General features: G+C 71.6%; 14 protein-coding genes. 7 read left to right on the top strand and 7 right to left on the bottom strand.

What is annotated here, in order from left to right:
• On the top strand, positions 1–1573 hold a 1573-nt coding region (locus K7C98_RS14415), incomplete at its 5' end, for a hybrid sensor histidine kinase/response regulator (RefSeq protein WP_224192222.1).
• Positions 1574–1623: 50 nt separating this feature from the next.
• On the opposite strand, the gene K7C98_RS14410 is transcribed toward K7C98_RS14415, so the two are convergent.
• Positions 1624–2589, bottom strand: coding sequence for a dienelactone hydrolase family protein (locus K7C98_RS14410; RefSeq protein WP_224192221.1), 966 nt, complete (start codon positions 2587–2589; stop codon positions 1624–1626).
• Between the two features lie 193 nt (positions 2590–2782).
• On the opposite strand from K7C98_RS14410, the gene K7C98_RS14405 reads away from it, so the two are divergent.
• On the top strand, positions 2783–4207 hold the full coding sequence (locus tag K7C98_RS14405) for a phospholipase D-like domain-containing protein (protein ID WP_224192220.1): 1425 nt from the start codon (positions 2783–2785) through the stop codon (positions 4205–4207).
• A gap of 98 nt (positions 4208–4305) precedes the next feature.
• On the opposite strand, the gene K7C98_RS14400 is transcribed toward K7C98_RS14405, so the two are convergent.
• The 4 genes from K7C98_RS14400 to K7C98_RS14385 form a co-directional block, all read right to left on the bottom strand.
• A complete protein-coding gene (locus K7C98_RS14400) occupies positions 4306–5049 on the bottom strand; it encodes a hypothetical protein (RefSeq protein ID WP_224192219.1) in 744 nt (247 codons plus the stop codon).
• 270 nt (positions 5050–5319) lie between these two features.
• Entirely contained in the window at positions 5320–6627 is a 1308-nt protein-coding gene (locus tag K7C98_RS14395) for a tetratricopeptide repeat protein (RefSeq protein ID WP_224192218.1), read from the bottom strand.
• Between the two features lie 79 nt (positions 6628–6706).
• Positions 6707–7489: a DUF4331 family protein gene (locus tag K7C98_RS14390; protein ID WP_224192217.1), complete on the bottom strand. Its 783-nt coding sequence runs from the start codon at positions 7487–7489 to the stop codon at positions 6707–6709.
• 9 nt (positions 7490–7498) lie between these two features.
• Entirely contained in the window at positions 7499–8119 is a 621-nt protein-coding gene (locus tag K7C98_RS14385) for a DUF4331 family protein (RefSeq protein ID WP_224192216.1), read from the bottom strand.
• A gap of 467 nt (positions 8120–8586) precedes the next feature.
• Here K7C98_RS14385 and K7C98_RS14380 point away from each other — a divergent pair, with 467 nt between their 5' ends.
• Positions 8587–9306, top strand: coding sequence for a hypothetical protein (locus K7C98_RS14380; RefSeq protein WP_224192215.1), 720 nt, complete (start codon positions 8587–8589; stop codon positions 9304–9306).
• A 245-nt stretch (positions 9307–9551) separates the two neighbouring features.
• Here the strand turns inward: K7C98_RS14380 and K7C98_RS14375 are convergent, their stop codons facing one another.
• Both K7C98_RS14375 and K7C98_RS14370 read right to left on the bottom strand, forming a co-directional pair.
• Positions 9552–10454 carry a crotonase/enoyl-CoA hydratase family protein gene (locus K7C98_RS14375; RefSeq protein ID WP_224192214.1) on the bottom strand — a complete coding sequence of 301 codons (903 nt, stop codon included), beginning with the start codon at positions 10452–10454 and terminating at the stop codon, positions 9552–9554.
• Positions 10455–10480: 26 nt separating this feature from the next.
• On the bottom strand, positions 10481–12292 hold the full coding sequence (locus K7C98_RS14370; RefSeq protein WP_224192213.1) for a hypothetical protein: 1812 nt from the start codon (positions 12290–12292) through the stop codon (positions 10481–10483).
• A 638-nt stretch (positions 12293–12930) separates the two neighbouring features.
• On the opposite strand from K7C98_RS14370, the gene K7C98_RS44785 reads away from it, so the two are divergent.
• The 4 genes from K7C98_RS44785 (at position 12931) to K7C98_RS14350 (ending at position 18858) form a co-directional block, all read left to right on the top strand.
• Positions 12931–14832, top strand: coding sequence for a CASTOR/POLLUX-related putative ion channel (locus K7C98_RS44785; RefSeq protein ID WP_224192212.1), 1902 nt, complete (start codon positions 12931–12933; stop codon positions 14830–14832).
• A 314-nt stretch (positions 14833–15146) separates the two neighbouring features.
• Positions 15147–16901 (top strand): hypothetical protein, encoded by a 1755-nt coding sequence (locus tag K7C98_RS14360; RefSeq protein ID WP_224192211.1) that lies wholly within the window; start codon positions 15147–15149, stop codon positions 16899–16901.
• Between the two features lie 2 nt (positions 16902–16903).
• Entirely contained in the window at positions 16904–17041 is a 138-nt protein-coding gene (locus K7C98_RS14355) for a hypothetical protein (RefSeq protein ID WP_224192210.1), read from the top strand.
• Between the two features lie 20 nt (positions 17042–17061).
• Positions 17062–18858, top strand: coding sequence for a YncE family protein (locus K7C98_RS14350; RefSeq protein ID WP_224192209.1), 1797 nt, complete (start codon positions 17062–17064; stop codon positions 18856–18858).

Raw genomic sequence — 18858 nt, 5'->3', positions numbered from 1 at the left:
CGAGCTGGCCTGGGACGGCATCGCCCTCGACGTCACCGAGGCCGCGCTGGCGCAGCAGGCCCTGCGCCACAGCGAGGAGCGCTACCGGACCCTCTTCTCCTCGATCGACGAGGGCTTCTCGGTCATCGACCTCATCTTCGACGCCGAAGGCCGAACCGTGGACTACCGCTTCCTCGAGGTCAACCCCGCGTTCGAGAAGCACACCGGCCTGCGCGACGCCGCCGGCAAGACCATACGCGAGCTCATCCCGGACCTCGACCCGCACTGGTTCGAGACCTATGGCCGGGTCGCGCGCACCGGCGAGGCGGTCCGCTTCATCAACCAGGCCAGGGCGCTCGGCGAGCGCTGGTTCGACGTCTACGCCATCAAGCTCGGCGAGCACGTCGCCATCCTCTTCACCGACATCACCGGCCGCGTGCGGGCGGAGGCCGAGCGCGAGCGGATGGTCGAGCAGCTGCGCGACGCCGACCGCAAGAAGGACGACTTCCTGGCCCTCCTCGCCCACGAGCTGCGCAACCCGCTGGCGCCGATCCGCACCGGCCTGCAGGTCATGCGCCTCGCCGGCGGCAACGTCGACGTCGCCGCGCGAGCCCAGGCCATGATGGACCGCCAGCTGTCGCACATGGTCCGGCTGATCGACGACCTCATGGACGTCAGCCGGATCAGCCGCAACAAGCTCGAGCTCCGGCGCGAGCGCGTCCAGCTTGCCGACGTGATCGGCAGCGCCGTCGAGACCGCGCGCCCGCAGATCGAGGCCGCCGGCCACGACTTGCAGGTCGCGCTGCCGGCGGGGTGCATCTTCCTCGACGCCGACCACACCCGCCTCGCCCAGGTGTTCAGCAACCTGCTCACCAACAGCGCCAAGTACACCGGCCCCGGCGGCCACATTTACCTCGCCGCCGAGCGCCGCGGCGACGACGTCGTCATCACCGTGCGCGACGACGGCATCGGCATCCCGGCCGGCTCGCTGGCCGCGATCTTCGACATGTTCAGCCAGGTCGACCGCAGCATCGAGCGCAGCGCCGGCGGCCTCGGCGTCGGCCTCGCGCTCGTCAAGGGGCTGGTCGAGATGCACGGCGGCAGCGTCACCGCCGCGAGCGAGGGCGAGGGCCGCGGCAGCACCTTCACCGTGCGGCTGCCGGTCCACGTCGAGCGCGTCTCGGCCGGCGTCCCCGACGAGCTGCCCGACGCGCCGCAAGGGCCGACGCGCCGCGTGCTCGTCGTCGACGACAACCGCGACGGCGCCGAGGCCATGGCCCTGATGCTCGAGATGCTCGGCCACGAGGTCCACACCGCCCACGACGGCCTCGAGGCGATCGAGGCCGCCGACAGATTCCGCCCGCAGGTCATCCTCATGGACGTCGGCATGCCGCGGCTCAACGGCCTCGACGCCACCCGGCAGATCCGCGAGCAGCCGTGGGGCCGGGACATGACCATCATCGCCCTGACCGGCTGGGGTCAGGACGCCGACCGCGAGCGCTCGCGCGAAGCCGGCTGCGACAGCCACCTGGTCAAGCCCGTCAACCTGCAGGACCTCGAGCAGGCGCTCGCGGCCCCCGTTCCATCGCCGTAGATGTCCCCCGGGACATCTCGCGCCCGCCGATCGTCAACCTGTCTCCAAGGTCATGTCGCGGGTCCTTGCACCCGCGCCAGGAAGAACGCCAGCGAGTCGACGTCCGCGTCGCGCATGGCGCACTCGGCCCGCCTCGACGCGACGGCCGCCTCCTCCGGCGAGCACTTGCTGGTCGGGAAGCTCGTGTCGACCCCGCGGTCGAAGCTGTGCCCGACGAGCGGGTACGGCCGCCACACCAGCTCGTCGGCCGTGCCCGGGTCGGCGTCGTACACGTCCCACGCGTTGTCGACGCGGCGCTTGCAATGCCCGTGGAGCGGGTCGGCCTCGCCCATGTGCAGCCGCACCGGGTTGGCCGGCCGCCAGTAGCCGTCGACCGGCAGCGTGTGCTTGAGCCCGTACCCCAACAGCGAGCCGCAGCCCGGGTAGAACGCCGTCGCCGCCGCCCACGGCAGCTCGGTCGTGTACGCCACGTCGCTCGTGCGGGGCGTCGCCGCCATCGCCACCAGCAGCGCCTGGGCCCCCTGCGACCAGCCGAGCAGCCCGATCCCCCCGGCCGCGTTCACCTCGTACTCGTCGATCAAGAACGCCCGGGCCGCCGCCAGATCGTCGACCCGCTTGGTGTACGGATCGACCTCGCCCTCCCAGTCGTCCTCCGCGCACTGGTTCTGGAACTCCACCTCGTCCTCGCCCGTCGGCGTGCGCGTCGTGAAGCTGTCGACCGCCAGCACCACGTAGCCCTGGGCCGCCAGCTCGATGCCCCACTTCTCGATGTGCAGCTGCGCCACCCCCGTCGACGGGTCGTTATACGACCACATCCCCGAGCAGCCGTGCGCCATGATGATCGCCGGCGGGTTCTCGACCGGCGAATCGGGCAGGTACAGCCGGCCGTCGAGCTGCAGCCCGGGCGTCAGCGAGTCGAACGAGATATTGGTGTACGTATCGGCCTGCGCGCGCGCGGGCCCGGCGATCCAGGCGAGCGCGGCAGCGACGACGGGGAGGACAATGCGCGTATGCATGATTCGCCGGCGTGAGCAATTCCCACGCCCGCCTCGCGCCGGGTCCCGTGACTCACGGCAAAACCACTGTCGGCGCGGACGCTTGCGCCGCGCCCTCGCCTCACCGCCGCGGCCCGCTCCGCATGCGCGCGCGTCCCTGCCGATGCGCGCGCATCGACTCGACACCGGGTGCGCGCGCGGGCATCCTCCACGCGTGCCCGCCGACGACGACGATGGCCTGTTGGCGATCGCCTGCGACCGCGGACCGTACCCTTTGCGCAGCGGCAACCGGGTGGTCCCGTGGATCGACGGCGTCCCCTTCTACGACCGTCTGGCCGCCGCGATCGCGGCCGCGCGCGCGCGCGTGTGGGCGATCGTCTCGTTCATCGAGCCCGGCTTCTGCTTCCCCGACGGCACCGCCTGGTGGGACCTGCTCGACCGCAGCCGCGCCCGCGGCCTCGACGTGCGGGTGTTGTTCTGGCGCAACCCGCGGTTCTCGAGCACGAGGCACGTCTTCCTCGGCGGCCCCGCCGAGCGCGAGTTCCTCGCCCGCCGCGGCTCCACCTGGGCTGCCCGTTGGGACAGCTCCGCCGCGGCCGCCCACTGTCACCACCAGAAGGCCTTCGTCGTCGACGCCGGCGAGCCCGACGCGATCGCCTTCGTCGGCGGCATGGTCCTCAGCACCGCCACCCTCGCGCGCCCCGGGCATCACCGCGGCCTGCACAAGCACGACGCCTTCCTCGAGCTGCACGGCCCCGTCGTCGCCGACGCCGAGCACAACTTCGTCCAGCGGTGGAACCTCGCGCGGCAGGATCCGGCCGCGCCCCCGTGGCCCGACGAGCTGCGCGCCGGCCCGCTCGCCTGGCCCGCTCGCCTCCCGCCCGCGCGCGGCGACGTGCGCGTCCAGCTCGCACGCAGCCTCGCCCCCGACTGCTACCGCGGCCCCACCCCGATCGTCGGCGCCCGCGAGTTCGACAGCGCCGGCGGCGAGGCCACCGTCCTCGCCCACTACCTCGCCGCCTTCGCCGCGGCCCGCCGCACCATCTACATCGAGAATCAGCACCCCGGCCAGCACGCCCTGCTCGTCGCCCTCGACGCCGCGCTGCGGCGAGGCGTCCGCGTCGTCATGGTCGTGCCTGCCGATCCGATGCCCGCGATCTGGCGCGCCGCCGGCGAGGTCGCCGAGCTCGCCCGCCACGGTCGCGCGCACGAGCACCGCTACGGCCCCACCTTCGAGCGCCTGGCCGCCCTCGCCGCGCACCCCGGCTTCACCCTCGCGGCCCTCGCCCGCAGCGACGGCGACGGCCACCGCGACATCTACACCCACGCCAAGCTGTGCATCGTCGACGGCGCCTGGGCCACGCTCGGCTCCGCCAACCTCGTCGACCTCAGCCTCGACCGCGACCACACCGAGCTCAACGCCGCCTGGTGGGGCCGGGAGCACTGCCTCCCGCTGCTCCTCCAGCTCGTCGCCGAGCACACCGACATCCACGCCGGCGACGACCTCGAGGCCCTCGACCGCTTCGCCGCCCACGCCCGCGCCAGCCGCGACAGCCTCCTCGGCGGCGGCCCGGTCCTCGGCGGCTGCTACGCCCTCGACCCCGCCACCTACGCCGTGCGGCCGCCGCTCACCCGCTGACTGCCATCATTCCCGTTCGGACATGCCCCTACGGACATTGGCGAATAGACATGCTTATAACGACATGTCCATTCAGTCATTCATCGCACACCCGCGACTCACCGGTGCGCCGCCGCCACCAGCGACACCAGCGCCGTGCGCGTCTTCGGTTCGGGCGCCTCCGCGGCCGCGATCCCGAGCTCGGCGAGGAAGCCGGCGAACCCCGCCGACGCCGAGGCCGCAGCCGCCGGATCGGCCTTGATCGACAGCTCGAGCAGCGATCGTCCGTCCGGCATGCGCCACGTCTCCGCGCACACGCGGTACGGCAGGCCGGGGTGGCGGACTCGCCAGCGGCGCACGTGCACGGGGCCCAGCGCCAGCAGCTGCGACAGATCGACCGGCGTCGGCGCGAGCGCGCGCAGGAACGCCTCCTGCGGCTGCGAGAACAGCTTGGCCAGCGACCGCTCGCCGCGGGCCACCTTCTCGATCTCGTCGCGGCCCTGCACCGTCGTGAACGACGCCGAGCGGATCACCGCCGCGCCGATGATGTCCGCCTCGACCTTGAAGCCCGGCACCCCGCGCCAGCGCTCGATCCGGGCCGGGTCCACCGGGCGGATCTTCACCGTCGAATCGTCCGGCGCCCCCGTCGTCGCCCGCGCCCGCAGCACCACCCCGCGCGCGAACAGGTCGAGCCCGGGCGTGTCGTAGAAGTACAGCCTGCGCCACAGCGCCTCCTGCGGACGCAGGGCCAGCACCGCCAGCGCGCGCGCGTGGGCGTGCGCCGCCACCGTCTTCTTCACCTCGATCGCATCGATGCCGGCGGTCGCCCGCGCCATCGCCCCAGGAGCCGCGTCTGTTCGCATCCCCACACCGTGTACGCGCGGCCGCGCCGCTCCTGAGACGTCGATCACCCTCGCCGACCGCTCGCTTCAGCCGCCCTCACCGCCGCACGATCTGTCTCCAAGGACATCTCATCACCCCCTCCGCCGCGCCGATGCGCGTCGCCCGCTCGCCCGGCACGCACACCCATCGCCGCGACCGCAGCCGCGACCCTCGCCCGCGCTCGCGGGAGCGACGACCGCGTCCACGTGCATGCGCGCCCGCGGCGGGGTCACCGGGCCGCTGGGCCCCGATCAATGCGAGTGGTCGTCGCTCGAGTAGCGCGGGTTCACGGCCAGGAGCAGCGACATCTGCTCCTCGGCGGCCGCCGCGTGCCCGAGCGCGGTATGGGCCTTCGCGGCCACGTCGTGCAGCCGCGCCGTGCGGTACGGCGAGGCCAGCGCTCGCTCCACCAGCGCCAGCGCCTCGGCGGCCTGGCCCGCTTGCAGATGCGCCTGCGCCAGCGACACCTGCGCGTCGCCGCCCGGGCGCGCCGCGTGGTTGGCCTGGGCGAGCGCGAGCGCCCGCTCCGGCGGGCCGAATTGCAGGTAGTGCTGCAGCGCGTGGCCCATGGCCGACTCGGGGAAGCGCGCCAGCTGCTCGTCCCACCTCGCGGCCGCGCGCGCGATCAGCTCCTCGGCCTGCGGCGCGCCCGTGTGGCGGTACAGGCCCGCCAGCGCGTCCATGTGCTGCGGCAGATCGGCCGTGCGGACCAGCTCCTCGTAGATCGCGATCGCCTCGGCGTGCCGGTCGCGCCGGTTGTGGATCTCGGCGATGTGCTCCTGCACCAGCCACCAGCCCGGGAGCTCGGCGTCGGCCTCCTGCAGGTGCTTCAAGGCGATCCCCAATTCCCCGCGCTCCATCGCCACGATGCCGAGCTGCAGCCTGATCCACGCCCGGCGCCGCGGATCGTTGGTGCCGGTCGACCGCAGCGCGCCTTCCAGCAGCGCCTCGGCCTCGCCCGGCTGGCCGGTCTTCGCGTGGTAGAGCGCGAGCTCGGCGGTCGCCACGACCGGCGCGGCCGCGGCGAGCGCGGTGAGCTCCGCGAATGCATCCTCGTACTGGCCGCGCTGCATCGCGATCTCCGCCCGCAGCACGCGTGCCATCCATTGTTCGTCGCGCCGCGGCACCGCGCGGCGCTCGATCTTCGCGAGGTACGCCTCGGCCGCGCCCAGGCGGTGGATCGAGTAGTTGAAGCGGGCGGCCAGCAACAGCGGACCGCTGCCCGCGGGGGCGATCGAGAACGCCTCGTCGAGGACGGCCTCGACCCGGGCGAAGTCCTCCACCTGATTCGTCAGGCCGGCGCGCTCGAGCAGCGCGGAGCCGAGGTGCATCCGCGTCAACCAGTCGCCGGGGCGACCGTTCGCGCGCGCCTGCAGGCTGGCGATGCGCTGGTCGAGCTCGGCCAGCAGCGACGCATAGCCCGGGCCCGTCGCCGGCGCGGCGGCTCGCGGTGCGGCCCGCGACGGCGGCGACGTCTCGCCGCGGAGATCGATCCGCGACACCAGCGCCGAGACGCCGAACGCGAGGACGGCCGAGACGAGGATCGTTTTGCGGTCCATGACGGTGCGAGGGCCTCGAGAACCTGGAGGGGCTCTCCGGGAGCTTCGCACGCCCGGGGAGCCATCGGCACTGGCGGGGCTACAGGTGCGGCGGCGCCAGGAACGGGAACTCCGCCTGGAACGGCACGTCGTTCGCGGGCGGGTTGAGCGGCAGATCGGCGAAGAACGTCAGCGGCTGCTGCGGTCCGAGCTTGAGCAGCACGGCCGCCAGGGTGATGTCGACCACCGGATCCGTGAGCGCGCGACCGTTCGGGTACCCGGTCGGCATGTTGGGATCGTACTTGATCGTGTCCGGCACGATCACCGGCCCGGCCTGCATGACGGTCTCGTCGACGGTCGCGGGCACCAGGCCCAGGCCCGTGATGTCGTCGTCGAACGCGTCGTGGAAGAACGTCACGCTCGCGCCGATCTCCCCCAGCCACATCCCTGCGGCGTCCTCCGCCGGGTTGCTCGCGTTGTAGTCGTCGCGGATCGCGATGTCCGAGCCCGGGTTGAGGCCCAGGCCCTGCGCCGCCGCGATCCCGGCCGTGCCGGCCTCGACCGCGCCGTGGCGGTCGATCTGCGTGTACGCCTCGGGCGGATCGCTCGGGAACACGAACCCGTTGTCGTCGCCGGTGGTCTCGGTCGTGCCGGTCGTCGTCGGCGTGACGGTCGTGGTGGTCGGCTCCACCGTCGTCGCGTCGTCCGTGGTGGGCGTGTCCATCGTCGTCGCCGTCGACGTCGTCGACGGCGGCTCCGTCGTCTGCATGGTCGACGCGGTCGTGTCCGTGTCGGTGGTGCCCTTGTCGTCGCCGCACGCGGAGAGCGGCGCGAACAGCAGCGCCGCCGCGAGGACTGCATAATTGGATGCGTTGTTCGTCATGGCGACCTCCTACATCTTCCTCGCCGAGGTGGCCCACACCTGGATCTTGTTGCCCGCGGTCAGCACGTCGGTGTCGATCTCGATCGCCGCGGCGGTGACGTTGAAGCCGGCCAGGAAGTCGCGGTTGCTCATGAACGACACATTCCCGGTGTCGAGCCCCTCGAGGTAGCCCTGCGCGTCGAAGAAGAACGGGTCGTCGGCGTGGCCCGTCCACACGCGCGCGAACGGGCCGGCGTCGAAGACCGTCTCGACCGGGCCGGACACCGGCGCGTCGGCGCCGGGGATGCCCTCCCACTGGATGCCGATCTCGTCCTTCGCGTTCGCGCCGTAGCGCCAGTAGAATTTGAGGTCGGCCTCGTTGTCGAGGTCGTTGTCGACCCAGATGGTGTAGAGGGCCTTGCCGTCGTACACCGCCGCGTCGTCCGGCTGCGGTCGGCTGTCGTTGAAGCCGGCCCAGCAGACGATGATGGTCGTCTTGTTGGTGCCGCTGTTGAAGACGTACAGGTCGGTGATGTCCTGCGCGGCGTCTTGCTTCACGAGCGGCGACTCGTCGTGGTCCGACGCGGAGACGGTCGAAGTCCACCAGCTCCCCCCGCAGATCGCAGCGATGGCGACCACCGCCAGCCCCATTTTCGCTCCAATTTTTCTGTACATCGAGCCTCCTCGTCCGGTCGGGTACTGCAAAAGACCGCGACCGTCGTCGTGTCGGAGCATCCTACTCCTCCGCGAGTCCTTTGGATCTTCGCTCGACGCGACACCGACGAAATTCCGGCTCGCCGGTGACGCGATCGCGCGCTGTGATGTGATGAGTCGCGAAATCGTCCTGGCTCGCGCCGAGCACGCCGCATCAGCCGATGCGGAGTAACAAGGCGGTACGAACGAGACCGCCGATCGGATCGACGGCGGGCTCGACAAATTTTCTGCGAGCAATCACCGGCCGAATACGAGCATTCGATCGCACATACCTGAATCGTCGGCGCGGCCGGCGGGCCGGTGCGGAGCGAGTAACTTCCGTCGGCTCGTTGCGATATTCTCCCGGACCACACCTACGAAGGATGCTCCTGATGCGAAAGGCAGCTTGGATTTTCACTCTCCCGTTGGCTCTCGGTCTCGCCGCCTGCGGCGACAGCGGGAACATGACCACCGAGGCCGCCTCCGACGGCACTCAAGGGACCGCCACCGGCACCGCCACCGACGACACGACGACGACGACGGGCACCGAGGGGACCACCGAGACGACGAGCCCGACGACGACGAGCCCGACGACGACCACGAGCCCGACGACGACCACCACCGACGCGACCACCGACGACACGACGACGAACGGCGGGGAGCTCACCTGCGAGGCGTACTGCGGGACCTACGCGCAGGCGTGCACCGACTTCGCCGAGTACGACAACATGCAGGCCTGCCTCGACCAGTGCGGCCAGTGGCCGGCCGGCACGCCCGCCGACGTCGACGGCGACACCCTCGGTTGTCGCCTCTACCACGTGACGGTCGCCAGCACCGTCGACGCCGACGTCCACTGCCCGCACGCCAGCCCGAACGGCTCCGGCGTGTGCGTCGCCGCCGACGCGCCCACCTGCGCCGACTACTGCACCGACTACCTGGCCAACTGCACCGCCGATCTCAACCTCTACAAGGACGAGGCGGACTGCCTCGATCAGTGCAGCCACTGGTACCCGGGCACCGCCGCCGACGTCGACGGCGACACCGTCGGCTGCCGCCTCTACCACGCCGGCGTCGCGCTCACCGACGCCGAGACGCACTGCCCGCACGCCGGCCCCGGCGGCGCCGGCGTCTGCGTGGTGCAATGATCGCAGGCCGCGCGGGCCACTTCGCGCGGCACGACGAATGATACGAGCGCGACGGCCACGCCGTCGCGCTCGCGTCATTGTGCGCACCGCCGATTCGCGGCGGTCCTCGCCGGCTCGCTCGGGATGCTCACTGGCCCTTCCGCCGTGAAGCTCGTCGCTCTCGCCGCCGGAGCGCTCGTCACGAGCCGGCGACCTTCGCCGCCTCGGCCGACGGCACGCGTCACCCTCGCTTCATCCGGCGGCGCTCAGCCCTTGCGACGCGCCTCGAGCTCGCGCACGAGCTCGCGCGCCTCGTCGCCCTCGGGGATCGGCTCGCCCCCGTCGCGCCAGGCGACGGCCGCCTTGAAGCCCTCCGCCTGGGCGTAGCGGCGGAACCACAGGCCCTCGGGGTTGTGGCGGGTGATGCCGTCGAACAGCGTCGCCAGGCTCTGGGTCTGCTCGAGGCCCATCGTCAGCATCACCTGATTGACGACCATCTTGTGCATCGCCAGGTGGCTGCGCGGCACCGCGGCGATGCGGTCGGCGAGCTGGCGGGTGCGCGCCTCGAGCTGTTCGAGCGGCACCGCGTCGTTGGCGAGGCCCCACGCTTTCGCGGTGACGCCGTCGATCGTGTCGCCGGTGAACATCAGCTCCTTGGCCCGCGTGGGCCCGAGCCGGAACGTCCACATCGCGGTGGTCGGGCAGCCCCACACGCGCGTCGGCATGTAGCCGATGCGCGCGTCCTCGGCCATGAGCAGCAGATCGCAGCACAGGGCGATGTCGCTGCCGCCCGCGACCGCCGCCCCGTGGACCTTGGCGATCGTCGGCTTGGGGCTGCGCCACAGCGACATGAAGTCGTCGGTGTTGCGCCGCATGTACGCGTAATCCTCGAGCGGGTCCCACGGGTGGCGCTCTTGCTGACAGGGGTGATCGATCTCCCCCTGGCCGTAGAACGCCAGGTCGTAGCCGCCGCAGAAGCCCTTGCCGGCGCCCTCGACGACGATCACGTGGATCTCGGGCTCGGCGTTGGCCCACTCGATCGCCGCTCGCAGCTCGCGCGGCGTCGCCTCCCCGATCGCGTTGAGACGCTCGGGGCGGTCGAGGAGCAGGCGCGCCACGCGGGGATTGACGGGATCGGGTGCGATGCGGAGGGTCGAGAAGACGGGCATGGGTCCTCGCCCCAGGCGTAGCACATTCAGCGGTTCATCCCCGGCTTGACCGCCCCCGGCTTGACCGCGGGCGCCCCCGCCTTCGGCGTCAGCTTGCTCGCCCGCGCCGTGTTGACCTGCTGCACCAGCTCCTTGCCGAATTTCGTCTTCGCGAACGCGTCGCCGTTCGTCACCTCGATGATGTGCTCCGACCCCGGCTTGCGCAGGATCCCGCACTGCGGGCACTTCGACGGATCGAGCATGTCCTTCAGCTCCTTGAGCTTGTTGGGCGCGAGACCCCCGCCGCCGCCGCCCCCGCCGCACTTCCCGGCCCCGCCGAGGATCACCTGAGCATTGCCGCCCTCGAGCTTCAGCGGGGCGAGGAAGTTGTCGAACACCAGGCTCTTGCCGGCGGCCGACAGCTCGAAGTAGCGGTGCTTCTGATCGACCAGGTGGGCCGCCACCGCCCCGCCCGTCGCCAGCTCGACCACCGCCGCGCCGGGCAGCCCGCCGATCTCGAACTTGCACGCGTACCAGTCCGCCTCGGCGACCAGGTTGCCCTTCCACGTCAGCGACCCGCTCGACTTCCACGTCGGCAGGCTCTGCGCCGTCGGTCCCAGCGCCGTCCGCGGATTGGCGCCGAGGTACACCTGACGGGCGATGCCGTCGGCCCCGAGCACCGCCGAGCACGGCTGACCGACCTTCGACTTCAGGTCTTCGTTGGCCGGCACCAGCCCCAGCGGGATCGTCGCCCCCTTGAGCGGCCCCCCGTTCACCTTCGCGTACTCGCACGTCTTCGTCGGCATGCGGACCGTGCCGAACATCTTGCCGCCGGCCGCCGCGCCGGTCATGCGCACCACCGCCGACGCCGCCAGCCCGCCGTCGGGCGTCACCGTGTGCAGCTCGATCGACGCCCCGAGCTGCGACAGCAGCTGCCCGACCGACTTGTTCACCCCCTTGATCGGCTTGTTCAGCAGCTTGTCCTTGATGTCGTTGGCCTGGTTGACGTACGGCTCGATGTGGTCGTTGACCATGTCTTCGAGCCCGCGCGTCGCCTCGGCGAACAGCCTCTCCGCGCGGTCGTAGAACACCTCGCTGACCTTCTGCTCGGCCACGTCGGCCGCCTCGTCGCCGAGGAACGCCAGGATCGGCCCCAGGATCGGCCCGCCCACCAGGAGCCCGACCGGCGACAGGCCGATGATCGTGCCCCACTTCGCGCCGAGCGCCGCCGCCGTGCCGTTGAGCTCGAGGTCGATGTTCTTGTCGTCGAGCGTGAACTCGAGCGCGACCGGCTTCGGATCGATCTTCGGCCACAGCCCGACCTCGACCGACGCCTTCACGCCGATGATCACGAACACGTCGACCGGCACGTCGGCGCTGTCGAACCACGTTTCCGCGTGCACGTCGGCGTGGATCGCCACCTTCGCCTGCGCGCTGAGCTCGACCTTGACCCGCGCGTCGCCCGACGGCCCGATCTTCGTCACCACCGGCTGGTTCTTCTTCGTGAACTTGAACGTCGGCGACAGGCGGATGCTCCACGTCACGTCGGGACAGGGATCGGTGCACACCACCGTGCCGCCGATCGAATTCGGCACCATCTCGTCGAGCTTGTCGTCGATCAGCCCCTCGAGCGTGTCGTAGGGGATCTCGAAGCTCTGACTGAACAGCGCCGGCCCATAGCTCTCGAGCGAGTCGAGGCGGGTGGCCAGGGGGTTGTGGAAGTCGACCGGCGCCTGCACGTGGACGCGCACCGACTTGCCCGCCGCCGCCGCATCGGTGGGCGCGACGGCGAAGAGGCCGGAGACGGCGAGCGCGGCGGCGCACTGCTGGACGGACGAGGGACGGAACGGATTGGACATACTGAGATCCTCCGAAATTCGGCGGCGCCGCGCGCCGGCGCTCGCGCGCGCACGTGGTTCGCCCCGAAGCGAAACACCAGTGATCCGAGCCCTCCGATCAATTGACCCCGCATTTCGTATGTTGGCGCACGCCGCCGCGCGCCCCCTGGGGGCGGCGAACATCGCGGGCGTTCCCGCTCCGGCGATTGCCGCGCCCGCCGCCGCCGGGACGGCGATACCGCGCCTCTCTTAGATTCTCATCACATGTCCTTATGGACATTGATGCCTCTCGCGCCGGCGCCGCGCGCCGAGGCTGTCCGATTGTCGACATCCTCTGCGACGCGGACGGATCGAAGCGCCGCGCTGATGGCTCGCAACGCCGGGATCCGGCGCGGAGCCGGGGACATCGTCGCCGGGCTCCACGTTGGCGGACGGCTCGCAACCATTGCAGCCGAGACACGCCGGCCCTTCGCAACGCCCCCTCGACTTTGCGCCGGCGCACCGCGTCCAGCCGCCTTGTGGCCTCGGCTCGCCTCGCCTGCAAACTTTCACCCCGGACAGGATCACCGTTCTCCTCGGCGAGGAGCCCGCCCTGCGGGCACCTTACGGAAAGATCACCCCGGCGCCCCTCGGGTGTCGTGATAGAACGCGCCGCGACCGTGCCACGCGCGACATTCAAGAATAAGCTGCGCTATCGCTTCGACAACGCCATGGCGCGCGGGGTCGGCTCGCAGATCGCCATGTTGGCGATCGTCACCCTCGTCCTGATCCTCGTCACCTCGACCGTGCTCACCGTCAGCGGCCTGAGCCCGCACGGGGCCGACGGCGAGCCTGTCTCCTTCGGGCGGCTCGTGTGGGTCGGTTTGATGCACGCCATCGACCCCGGGGCGGTCGGCAGCGACGTCGGCGACTGGGCCTTTTTGTTCATCATGCTCGCCGTCTCGTTCGGCGGGATCTTCGTGTTCTCCGCCCTGATCGGCGTCTTGACCGGCGGCTTCGGCGAGATCCTCGAGCGGCTGCGCAAGGGGCGGAGCATGGTCATCGAGCGCGACCACACCGTCATCCTCGGCTGGACCGGCAAGATCCACGCCCTGCTCACCGAGCTCGCCGAGGCCAACGCCAACCGGCCCGGCGCTTCGGTCGTCATCCTCGCCGAGCACGACAAGGTCGCCATGGACGACGAGGTCCGGGCCGTCCTCGGCGACGCGCCGATGCGGGTCGTCACGCGCACCGGCAGTCCGCTGGTGCGGCGCGACCTCGACCTCGTCAACCTCGGCGAGGCGCGCTCCGTCATCGTCATGTCGCCCGACGGGCCCGAGGCCGACACCGTCGTCCTCAAGACCTTGCTCGCCGTGTCGAAGGCCGGCGCGCAGGCGGGCAAGCAGCCGCACGTGGTCGCCGAGCTCAAGAGCGACAAGACCCTCTCGGTCGCGCGCATGGTCGTCGGCGACGCCGCCGGCCTCATCCTCACCCCGCCGCTGATCAGCCGCGTCCTCGTGCAGACCGGGCGGCAGTCGGGGCTCTCGGTCGTCTACACCGAGCTGCTGTCGTTCAGCGGCGACGAGATCTACATCCAGACCCAGCCGCAGCTGGCCGGCAAGACCTTCCGCGAGGCGCTGTTCGCCTACGAGGACAGCGCCCTGTTCGGCGTCTACACGGCCGGCGGCGAGCGGCTCATGCCGCCGCCGTTCGACCGGCGGTTCGAGGCCGACGATCAGGTCATCGTCATCAGCCGCGACGACGACACCGTCGTCGTCAACGGCCGGCCCACCGCCGTCGCCGAGGACACGCTCGCGCCGCTCCACCCGCACGCCACCCCGAGGCCCGAGCGGACGCTCGTGCTCGGCGAGAGCCAGCTGCTGCAGCAGGTCCTGCGCGAGCTCGACGCCTACGTCGCGCCCGGCTCGACCGTCCTGGTCGTCTGCGAGGCGCGGCACCTCGACGCGCGGCTCACCGAGGGCGGCGAGCTCGCCAACACCGCCATCCAGGTGCGCGTCGGCGACGTCACCGACCGCGGCGTCCTCGACGGCCTCGACGTGCCCGGCTTCGACAACATCCTCGTGCTCGCCGAGACCGAGGGGCGCACCCAGGAGATGGCCGACTCGCGGACCATGATCACCCTCCTGCACCTGCGCGACATCCTGCGCCGCCAGGGCAAGGCGGTCCCGATCACCAGCGAGATGCTCGACGGGCAGAACCGCGAGCTCGCCGCCGTCACCGAGGCCGACGACTTCATCATCAGCAACACGCTCGTCTCGCTGGTCGTGTCGCAGATCAGCGAGAATCGGCGGATCGCCGCCGTGCTCGACGACCTGCTGTCGCCCGAGGGCCACGAGATCTACCTCAAGCCGGCCCGCGACTACGTCCAGACGGGCGCCGACGTCGACTTCTACGCCGTCGTCGAGGCCGCCGCCCGCCGCGGCGAGGTCGCTCTCGGCTACCGCCTCGCCGCCCACGCGCACGACCCCGAGCGGGCCTACGGCGTCGCCCTCAACCCGCGCAAGTCGACCCGCCTGCGCCTCGGCGCCGGCGACCGCGTCGTCGTGCTCGCCGAGCGCTGACCCGTATCTGTCCTGATGGGCATGTCCATCCAGACATGCCCGATTTTTCATATCCTCCGTGACATGTCCTCGCGGTCACCCCGTGAGCTCCCGCCCCGCCGTCCCGCGCGCGCTCGCCGGGGACGTCCGTCCGCCCGCTCATGGCGCAAGCCCCGGCCGTCCTCCCGCCGTCCGCCGCTCGCGGGCGGCCGCGAGCGGCGTTCGGGGCCCCTCTTGCTGCCCGCCTTACCCCGGGCTAGCATCGAAGCTCTTCCTTGTCTTTACCTTGACCCTTTTCGCTTGACCTTGACCTGACTGGAAAGCTGGAGCCGCTCATGACGTACCTGCGATCCGCGTGGACGTGGCCCGTGTGTCTCACCGTCGGCCTCGCCGCCTGCATGGCCGACGGCGCCGGCGGCTACGGAATCAGCGCCACCGACGGCGGCTGGTCGACCGGCTCCACCGAGGGCAGCCCCGGCGCCGGCACCGGCGACGACACCCCCACCAGCGACGGCGCTCCCCCGCCCGAGACCGAGGACGAGGGTGATTTCCGCGTCCCCAGGGCCAGCGGCAAATACGTCTACAGCGCCAGCGAGACCACCGATTCGGTCGCCGTCATCGACACCGCCAGCCTCGCCATCGACGTCGTCGAGGTCGGCCAGGGCCCCACCGTCGTCCAGCCGATCCCCGGCCAGGCGGGCGACGCCGGCAGCGTCGTCGTCCTCGACCAGGGCAGCGACGACATCGCCGTGCTGCGCACCAGCGAGGCCGGCGCCACCACCGTCACGATCCACGAGGTCACCCCCGGCGCCAACAACCTCGCCGTCTCGCCGGGCGGCAAGTACGTGTTCGTCTACCACGACGTCGACGGCCCCGAGCAGCTCGGCCCCGGCAGCGATCAGGAGCTCACCGTCCTCGACGTCGCCGCCGGCGAGACCCACCGCATGACCGTCGGCGCCCACCCGCGCGAGGTCGTGTTCGCCCCCGACGACAGCAACGCCTGGATCGTCACCGCCGCCGGCGTCAACGTCATCGCGTTCTCGCAGCTCGGCGTCGTCGGCAAGCCGCCGCTCCTGCCCGTCGTCGCCGACCCCGGCATCGACCCCGCCACCCTCGAGGTCCAGATCGTCGCCGGCGAGGCCATCGCCCTCGCGCGCGTCGACGGCGAGCCGTGGCTCGCGGTCACGCAGTTGCCCGGCGGCGAGCTCACCGTCCTCGACCTCCCGGGCATCCCCACCGACCTCGACGTCGCCCCCGGCGGCCAGTTCGCGATCGTCACGCTCCCCGCGCCCGGCGGCAGCAGCTTCCTCGAGGTCCCGCTCCCGCTCGGCCCCGGCATGTACACGCAGCACGACGTCCCCGGCGAGTACGTCGGCCTCGCCAGCGTCGCCGCCGACGGCGACGCCATGCTGCTCTACACCACCGTCGACCCGTTCGCGCGCCCCGGCGCCCCTGGCCGCGAGCTCGCGCTCGAGCTCCCCGAGCCGCTGTTCCTCTCGAGCACCTCGAGCACCGGCACCACCACCGGCGACACGACCACGACCACCGGCACCACCGGTGGCGACGACGGCGGCCCGCAGCCCGACCCGCGCCAGCGCGTCACCCTCGCCCGGCGCGACGGCGGCGGCTGGGACCTCGTCACCCTGTTCGTCGAGGTCCCGATCGTCAGCGTCGGCCTCGCGCCCGACAGCCGCACCGCCATCCTCGTCCACGGCGCCGACCCGGCCGCCGAGTCGGCCGCCTGGTCGTACAGCCTGTTCGACCTCATCCCGGCGTTCCCGCTGCTCAAGCGGCAGAACACCCTCGCCGCCCCGGGCCCGATCCTCTTCACGCCCGACGGAGGCCGCGCCGCCGTCCTCCTGCGTGACGACGCGACCGGCGTGCGCAAGGTCGACATGGTCAACCTCGACAACTTCATCGTCCGTCCGCTGCTGCTCGGCTCCCCGCCGGAGGGCGCCGGCTACGTCGATCCGACCGAGAAGATCTTCGTCTCGCAGGCTCACCCGACCGGACGGATCACCTTCATCGACCCCGTCGGCGCCGTCCAGACCGTCACCGGCTACGTCCTCAACGACTCGGTCAAGGACTGACCATGCGCGCCCTCGCCCGCCTGCGCGCGGGCGCCGAGAGCTCGCGCGCCCACGACAGTTTCGCCGCCTGCAATTTTTCCCCGCGCCGCGGTTACTTCCCCCCGGAGCGGCGCCCCCACGCGGTGCCGCGCCGACCCTGAGCCCCATGGAGACTCGCAGCATGTCCCGGCACCTCGCATCGATGTGGCCCGTCTGTCTCGGCCTGGTGGTCGCCTGCGGTGACGACGGCGGCAAGATCGGCGGTGACTACTCCACCGACGGCAGCGCCACCAACGGTACCGGCATCACCGGTAACGGCACCGACGGCGGCGGCACCGGCTCACTCCCGACCACCGGCGACCCCCCGCCCGAGACCGAGGACGAGGGCGACTTCCGCGTCCCGCGGGCCAGCGGCAAGTACGTCTACAGCGCCAGTCAGACGACCGACTCCGTCGCCGTCATCGACACCTCCAACCTCTCCATCGACGTCGTCGAGGTCGGCCAGGGACCGACCGTCGTCGAGCCCGTGCCGGGTCAGGCGGGCGACGCCGGCAGCGTCGTCGTCCTCGATCAGGGCAGCAACGACGTCGCCCTCGTGCGCACCAGCGAGGCCGGCGCCACCAGCGTCACCATTTATCCCGTCACCCCCGGCGCCAACAACCTCGCCGTCTCGCCGGGCGGCAACTACGTGTTCGTCTACCACGACGTCGACGGCCCCGAGCAGCTCGGCGCCGGCAGCGACCAGGAGCTGTCCGTCCTCGACGTCGCCAGCGGCACCCCTTACGAGATGACCGTCGGCGCCCACCCGCGCGAGATCGTGTTCGCGCCCGACGACAGCACCGCGTATGTCATCACCGCCGCCGGCGTCAACGTCATCACCTTCTCGCAGCTCGGCACCGTCGGCAAGCCGCCGCTTTTGCCCGTCGTCGCCGACCCCGGCATCGATCCCGCCACCCTCGAGGTCCAGATCGTCGCCAGCCTCGGCATCGCCCTCGCGCGCGTCGACGGCGAGCCGTGGCTCGCGGTCACGCAGTTGCCCGGCGGCGAGCTCACCGTCCTCGACCTCCCGGGCGTGCCGACCGACCTCGACGTCGCGCCCGACGGCGAGTTCGCCGTCCTCACCCTCCCGAGCCCCGGCGGCAGCAGCGTCCTCGAGGTCCCGCTCCCGCTCGGCCCCGGCATGTACAAGCAGCACGACGTCCCCGGCGAGTACGTCGGCCTCGCCAGCGTCGCCGCCGACGGCGACACCATGCTGCTCTACACCACCGTCCAGCCGTACGCGCTGACCGAGGGCCCCGCCTCCGATCTCCCGCTGTACGACCATGATGACGCCGTGTTCGGCACGAGCACCACCGACAGCTCGAGCAGCGGCAGCAGCACCGGCGACGACTCGACCACCACCGACGCCGGCACCGGCACCGACGGCACCACGACGACCACCACCACCGGCGACGACGGCCCGCCGCCGCCCGATCCGCGCAAGCGCGTCACCCTCGCCCGGCGCGACGGCGACGGCTGGGACCTCGTCACCCTGTTCGTCGAGGTCCCCATCATCAGCGTCGGCATCGCCCCCGACAGCCGCAACGCCATCCTCGTCCACGACGGCCACCCCGAGCTGTCCGAGGACCGCTGGTCGTACAGCCTGTTCGACCTCACGCCGGCGTTCCCGCTGCTCAAGCGGCAGAAGACCGAGGCCTACCCGGGCCCCGTGCTCTTCACCCCCGAGGGCGACCGCGCGGCCGTGCTGCTGCGCGACGACGGCGCCGGCGTGCGCAAGGCCGACCTCGTCGACCTCGGCACCTTCATCGTCGAGCCGCTGCGGCTCGGCTCCCCGCCGGAGGGCGCCGGCTACGTCGACGCCACCGCCAAGGTCTTCGTCTCGCAACAGCACCCGACCGGCCGCATCACCTTCGTCGACCCCAGGGGCGACGTCCAGACCGTCACCGGTTACGTCCTCAACGACTCGGTGAAGGATTGA

Source organism: Nannocystis pusilla (assembly GCF_020073745.1).
In the GTDB taxonomy this organism is placed as follows: domain Bacteria; phylum Myxococcota_A; class Polyangia; order Nannocystales; family Nannocystaceae; genus Nannocystis; species Nannocystis radixulma.
This window is presented reverse-complemented; position numbering and strand designations above follow the sequence as displayed.